This is a genomic window from Paenibacillus phytorum, assembly GCF_013141715.1.
GTDB classification, from domain to species: domain Bacteria; phylum Bacillota; class Bacilli; order Paenibacillales; family NBRC-103111; genus Paenibacillus_E; species Paenibacillus_E phytorum.
The window spans coordinates 1-6560 of record NZ_WHOA01000051.1 but is presented as its reverse complement, the minus strand read 5'-3'; the positions used below and the strand labels follow the sequence as shown (position 1 = coordinate 6560).

General features: G+C 39.5%; 8 protein-coding genes. All 8 read left to right on the top strand.

Features of this window, described 5'->3' with window-relative positions:
* Nucleotides 1–274: 274 nt before the first annotated feature.
* Nucleotides 275–1048, top strand: coding sequence for a nucleoside phosphorylase (locus tag GC098_RS07630; RefSeq protein WP_171642501.1), 774 nt, complete (start codon nt 275–277; stop codon nt 1046–1048).
* Between the two features lie 208 nt (nt 1049–1256).
* The gene (locus GC098_RS07625) at nt 1257–1733 is read left to right on the top strand and encodes a UPF0158 family protein (protein WP_171642499.1); all 477 of its coding nucleotides are present in this window, start codon (nt 1257–1259) and stop codon (nt 1731–1733) included.
* Nucleotides 1734–1977: 244 nt separating this feature from the next.
* Nucleotides 1978–2319 (top strand): ribosomal maturation YjgA family protein, encoded by a 342-nt coding sequence (locus GC098_RS07620; protein WP_171642497.1) that lies wholly within the window; start codon nt 1978–1980, stop codon nt 2317–2319.
* A gap of 261 nt (nt 2320–2580) precedes the next feature.
* Nucleotides 2581–2901 (top strand): hypothetical protein, encoded by a 321-nt coding sequence (locus GC098_RS07615; protein WP_063870825.1) that lies wholly within the window; start codon nt 2581–2583, stop codon nt 2899–2901.
* 38 nt (nt 2902–2939) lie between these two features.
* Nucleotides 2940–3416, top strand: a complete 477-nt coding sequence (locus tag GC098_RS07610; RefSeq protein ID WP_171642495.1) for a hypothetical protein — start codon at nt 2940–2942, stop codon at nt 3414–3416.
* A gap of 305 nt (nt 3417–3721) precedes the next feature.
* Nucleotides 3722–4198 carry a GNAT family N-acetyltransferase gene (locus GC098_RS07605; RefSeq protein ID WP_171642493.1) on the top strand — a complete coding sequence of 159 codons (477 nt, stop codon included), beginning with the start codon at nt 3722–3724 and terminating at the stop codon, nt 4196–4198.
* Nucleotides 4199–4293: 95 nt separating this feature from the next.
* Complete coding sequence (locus GC098_RS07600; RefSeq protein WP_171642491.1) at nt 4294–5205, top strand: aminoglycoside phosphotransferase family protein; 912 nt, start codon at nt 4294–4296, stop codon at nt 5203–5205.
* 621 nt (nt 5206–5826) lie between these two features.
* Nucleotides 5827–6378 carry a hypothetical protein gene (locus GC098_RS07595; protein ID WP_171642489.1) on the top strand — a complete coding sequence of 184 codons (552 nt, stop codon included), beginning with the start codon at nt 5827–5829 and terminating at the stop codon, nt 6376–6378.
* Nucleotides 6379–6560 lie beyond the last annotated feature (182 nt).

Genomic DNA, 6560 nt, shown 5'->3' with positions numbered 1-6560 from the left:
TGCAGTAATGAGTTGGATTTTATAGATAAGCCCCACCTCAAAGCCCGAAATAACAAAATAAAGGGCACTACAGTGAACTACAAAGCGTGATTACGCTAACGGAAAACGATGTTCAATCAGACAGGGAGCAGACCGCCACGGCAGCTGCTCCCTATTTCCATTGAAGTAACGGGCAGATTAGTGGAGAAATTATCATTCGTTGGATTCCATTATATGTTAATATTTAGGTGGGTAAATTGAAGCGTACACTATTTAATAAATAGGAGTTGTTTGAATGATGGATAAAAAAGATTTCCCATTAATGGAATATGATGATGAAAAGACATCCTTAATAAATCCAAATGAAAATATACAACCGCTAGATTTTCAACCAGAAAAATGCGTTGTTTGCTTTTTTCAAGAAGTAATCGATAAGTTAGACAGTGAAGGAAGGTTAAAGGTATTAGCAGAGTTAAGGTCTGAAATTGGAAAACATAAAGTTTATGAATTTGAGTATAAAGGAGAAAAAATAGCTTTATTTCATCCTACGGTGGGTGCTCCAAACGCTGCGGGTTTATTAGAAGAAGTAATTGCATTAGGTTCGAGAAAGTTTATTGCGTGCGGTGGAGCGGGTGTATTAGACGCAAATGTTGGTTTGGGACATATCGTTATTCCACAAACTGCGGTTAGAGATGAAGGAACATCCTATCATTATTTACCACCGAGTAGAGAGGTGGAGGCGAGTATTGAAGGAATTAATGCAATTAAAAGTGCCTTAAATAAATCTGGACATAAATATGTGGTTTCTAAAACATGGACAACTGATGCATTCTACCGCGAAACAGCTGGCAAAATAAAATTACGCAGATCTGAAGGATGCGTAACAGTTGAAATGGAGTGTGCCGCATTTTTTGCTGTTGCGAAGTTTAGAGAAGTGGTTTTTGCACAAATGCTTTATGGCGGAGATGATTTAAGTAGTGAAAAGTGGGACTCAAGGGAATGGCAGAAAGAAATTTCGGTTAGGGAAAGGCTCTTTTGGTTAGCAGCCGAATCATGTTTATATTTATAACAAGTGAATTCAAAGGGCAGCGTTCATTAAGAAAATAAGCATTAGTAAGTCTGGTTAATTGCAAAGTGCCAGCCACTAAGCTATCGAGGAACGATAGTTTGATGACGAAATTTCGATTATCCATCTTAAATGAATGAAGCTACTGATAGGTAGCTTTATTTGTTTTTTTGGATAAGATGTTTATATATATTGAAAGGGGCAAAATCAATTGAAGAATAACAAAACAGTAAACTTAGAGGATCTAATTAGTGAGATTGAGCTTCAAATTGATGATACTTTTACTTTTATAAACACTAATACAGGAGAAGTTATTACATTAATGAGAGAAGAAATGAGAGCTGCAGAAGATGAAGAACCACTTGAAAAATTTCCTGACTGGCAAAGAGCGAATATTGAGAAAGCTATCAGCATAATTGAGGATGAAGATGGGGTATACGTGGACTTTACATTAAGAAAGAACTTTAATGAATATGAAATCATGGAGGAGTTTATTGTAAGTCATCCGGATCAAAAAAATAGAGAAGTACTGTATGACACCATTCAAGGAAGAGGTGCTTTTCGAAGATTTAAAGATAGAATATTAGAACTTGGCGTTGATAAGCAATGGTACACATATAAAGAAAGTAAGGTAAGGCAATTAGTAATTGGATGGTGTAAGGAGCACAACATAGAAATCCAGGATTAAGACGGATATTGAAGGCTGCCACGGTATATGTCGGCAGCTTCATACGTTAACGGGCAGGAGAACCGAGTGGTACAAAGAGGAAATTGATTGGCGTATGATGGTATTAATAATATATCTTGTTGGTTTTTGGAGACAGTAACTTCAATAATATATATCATTTCAGAGTTGGATAAAAATCTTTTTGATTGGAAGGAAAATTGTGAAAACAAGAGGGAAGTACCTTCTAGCAGTATTGGTATGCATAATGCTTGGGCTTGGTTCGAGGATGAATACCTCCGCGCTGCCCGATTTTGTGGTGAAACATTTCGGTGATCCTCTCTGGGCGGCTATGATTTATTTCGGCGTTCGTGCACTATTCATCCGAATGTTATCTATGAAGGCCTTGGTGCTTAGTCTTGGGTTCTGTTTTGTAATTGAATGCAGCCAATTGTACCAAGCAGGATGGATAATCAACTTACGAAACACTCTATTTGGCGGGCTAATATTCGGAAAAGGATTCCTATATGCAGATTTAATCCGATATATTGTAGGCGCTATAGCGGCTTATGCATTAGACCGTGTGCTAAAAGAGAAAGAACAGCCCTAAGGGCACGGTGAGTATACTCCTATGATGCTTGAAGTAGAATAAACCGTGTTCCACTAACGAAAGAACAATAGCACATACTGAACAGGCTGCCGGCAGCCTGTTCAAGTAACGTGCAGGTTAATGGAATAATTAGGAAGGAAATCTGTGCAAGAAAGAGAATAAGATAGGTTTATTATTTAGTCTTAACTTTGGAGTAGCTTGTTAGATTAGAGCTAAATAAAGCATGAAATTTATGAAAGGGTGTTTATAAAAGTGCTACCAATGGAACAAGAAACAATAGGTATGCTTGTAGTTGGTTTTTGTATTGTGATGGGAGTTTCTTTTCTTTTTGTGGTTCTTCTTTGGGCTAAAGAAAGGAAGTCAGAGTATCGGAGTGCCTTTGGTTGGATGATTGCCCATTTGATAATCTTTTCATCAGCGGTATCATGCTTTCTAAAAGCCATAAGTAATAGACCATTGCATCCGGCTATGGCTTCTGAAGGTAACTCTTTATGGCTAGGAATTGGTGGAGTATTATGGGCTATAAGTATGATTCTTTTCCTTGCTGGAATTGTGAGTTTTTGCACTCGAAAGCGTCCTTAAATCATTGCGCTAACGGGTAACGAGAGTTCAATAGCAACATGAAGAGGCAGCCAGCCCTGGTGGATTGGTTGCCTTTTCTCAACGGGCAGATTACTTCATACGTTACTATCCTTAAAGAGCAATTTAAAGTAGGAATTGGATTTCACATAGATTTGGGTATAAAATGGAAAAATAAGTTAAACTATTTTGGGATGGATGGTGTTTATGTTTTGAAGCTAATATGGAGAATAGGCGCTTCTTTGATACTGCTATGGATTGTTTTTTTGTTAGTACACCTAGGGATAGTCTTACTACAAAAAATAAAAGTAGAAAAGAATACCGCCGCGTTTTTGAAGGCCGTACAGTCGAAAGATTTTGGTAAGGCTGCAGAGTTGTATGGAAGCCCCATCGATCTCGAAAAAATGCGAAAACTCCATGAGGAAGAAGGTTTCCGGTTGCTGAATTACGACAACATTAGAGCTGATTATGATGATGGATGCGTCTGTTCCGTACACGCACGCAGACCTAACTTTTAAAGTCAACGGTGAGCCCTTGAATGTATCGGCAGTTGTTTCCGTTAGTTCGGGAAATAAGCCGGGTCAAATTTGCGCTATTACACCTTCAGGCACTGGGCGGGGCTCCATTCCTGTGTTATCAGAATGGAATTTGATTGCCTGTGGGAGCAGCTCATTTTAAGATGGCATATGACAATATGATTAAGCTAACGAAGACGATAGCACAAAAACAACAGGCTGCCAGCTTACTGGGCAGCCTGTTGAAGTAACTGCAGTATAGTTCCAATATGTGGTATTATTAGGACTGGAAAAAGGTGGGGAATTTCATGGAACTAATCAAGGTTTCCTTTGAAAAGAAAATAATATTACGCAACCTCATGGAATTATATCAGTACGACATGAGTGATTTTGAAGATGACGGCGAAAATGATGTAAATGAGTATGGCCTCTTTGACTACATGTATTTAGATCACTACTGGACAGATGAGTGGCGCTTCCCCTTCTTAATTATGAATGCTGGTAAATTGGTGGGCTTTATTTTAGTCAGGAAAATTGCGGAACGTGAAACGCCGACATTTTCAATTACGGAATTTTTCATATTAAGAAAGTACCGGCGGCATGGGATCGGCAAAGAAGTAGCGTATAAAGTATTTGAGATGTTTAAGGGCAATTGGAGCGTTTCATGGTTGGAAAAGAATTTACCTGCGAAGTCCTTTTGGACAATGGCTATTCAAGAATACTCTGATGGTATTTGTTTTGAATCCACACAGGCAGGAAACCCGTCATTAGAATTTATCTCATGAATAATTCAACTATCGGAAAACTGTAGTAAGTAGGAGTTTGTAAAGTAACAGTTTCTCTTGTAAATGACTAGATAGCTGAAAGGAGCCATCCCGGCATGATTGTGATCCCCGATATATTTATTAAAAGAATGCACGAACTCCACGGTGAGCAAGGTGTCGCCTGGTCGGAGGCGCTGCCCAGACTAATCGCCGACTGTGCAAGCCGTTTCGACTTTAGCCCTCAAGCTCCATTTTCTAATTTATCTTATAACTTCGTGCTCCGAGCAACGCGCAGCGACGGGAAGCGAGTCGTCCTTAAATTATCTTTCAAGAAGGGTGAGTTATCTAGAGAAGTTAGTGTTCTTCGCGCTTTTGAGGGCCGAGGGGCGATTCATGTGCTTGATGCAGACGAGGAATGGGGAGTTGCACTGCTGGAGGGTGCCGAGCCTGGCATACCTTTGTCGACAATTGAGAATGATGCACTTGCGACGGATATCTTTTGCGAAGTATTTCGCCGCCTTCACCTTTCGCCACCAACTGGTAGTCAGTACCCGTCATTGAAGCAGCATTTTGCGGCAATTGAGCGATACCGAGAGCGATTCAACGACATGAAAGTTGACGTTCCACTGCCACCGAACTGGGTGGAGAATGCCGAAGAATGTCTGGAATATCTCATTGCGACCACGAGTGAGAATTTCTTACTGCATGGTGATCTGCATCATGATAACATCCTTCGCCAAGACGAAGAGAAATGGGCTGTCATTGACCCCAAAGGTATCATCGGCGACATCCATTTTGATACGATCCAGTATCTGCTTAACTACGAGGATCGGGGTGGTGACTGTGAGCAGGTGCTGCGGGATCGGGTAGCGAATATGGCCGATCGCCTTGATCTTGACCCTCGTCGAATCGCGATGTGGGGTGTGGCGCGAGGTGTGTTGGAGGCGTGCTGGACGATTGAAAACGGAGGAACGGATTGGCACAGAGGCATCCAAATCACGGAACGCTTTGCCAAATTTCTGGATTGAGGTATAGCAAAAAAGGTAATTGGGTCGACTTTAGACATTATGTTTCCTCTCCGCCAGCCATCGTTAAACTAAGATGGATTGTATGAAAGTAAAATATATATGTGGTTTACTCATGACCAAGATATTCGAGAAATTTTGGATGAAGAAGGTTATTGGGGAATTGTATCTCATTATAAATCCTTATTTGATACAGAAACTAATGCTCTAAAAGTAGCAATAGAAGACCTACATTCGGCTTCATGCGAGAAAATACCGAATTACGAATAAAATATCTGCTCTTATTCATTTGTTACGCTAACGAAAAACGATAGTTGAGGGGCTTGCTTCGCGGCAGCTCCTCTTTTGTTTATTGAGGTAAGGGCAGTTTAGCGTAATAACACGAATGAAACACCTCTGAAAGAAAAGTTGTTTTCAATGAAAAAATGGAAGTTATTTGACGGTAATTTACATCGGTACATACGGCGACTTACGTATTTTCCTGTTGCATTGGGATTGCTAGTGGATGGATTAAAAAAAGCGTGACAAAAAAACACCTGCAATATTATTTGGCGTTGTTTCATATATTGATAGGAATATGAAAACAAAACACTTAGCATAAAAATGTTTTGGGGTGATAGTTTAATGAAGTATCTTATTCAAATATTGCTTACATGTTTGTCATTTTCCGTCATTTCTGCTTGCACATCGCAATCTCCAGTAGCTTTAAAAACCACTGAAAATACAGCGACAGTTCAATTAGTAGTAAGCACTAATGAGAAGCCAAAACCAACTCAACAATTTTTAAATGCGGGTGATGTTAATTCGTTGCAAGTAGCAGGTGGTTTACCAAGTAATGAGAAGCCGAACCCATTATGGAAAGAGGAAGCACAAGGAACAAAAGTTATATCCAAAGTTTTGGGTTGGCTAAATTCATCAGAGATTGTTAATGGAGAAACTAATTGGGGAAAACACGGTTATCCCAGTATTTTGAATTTCAATCTGAATAGCGGGCAAATAGCGGTTGTTGAGCCTGCATACAATTGTGATACCACAAAGGATAATAAAGGTTATGTTACAAAAAGATGTACAACTGCTAGTGGCGAGATTGTCTTCAACTATGAGTCAACGCATATTCGTTTAAAATCTCCAGAGCTTTATGATTGGCTTCAAGATGGTTGGAAGAATGAAAATTAACATATTATTAAGGAATAAAAGGGTTAAGCTTAAATGATTCTTCGCTACTCTACTGCCAAGTATGAAGATGAATATTACTAAACTAACGCAGAACGATAGTTTCATAACAAAAATCAAACAGGCTACCGAAGATAAACTCGGTGGCCTGTTGTGCTAACGGCCAGTTTAACACAATAAGTAGT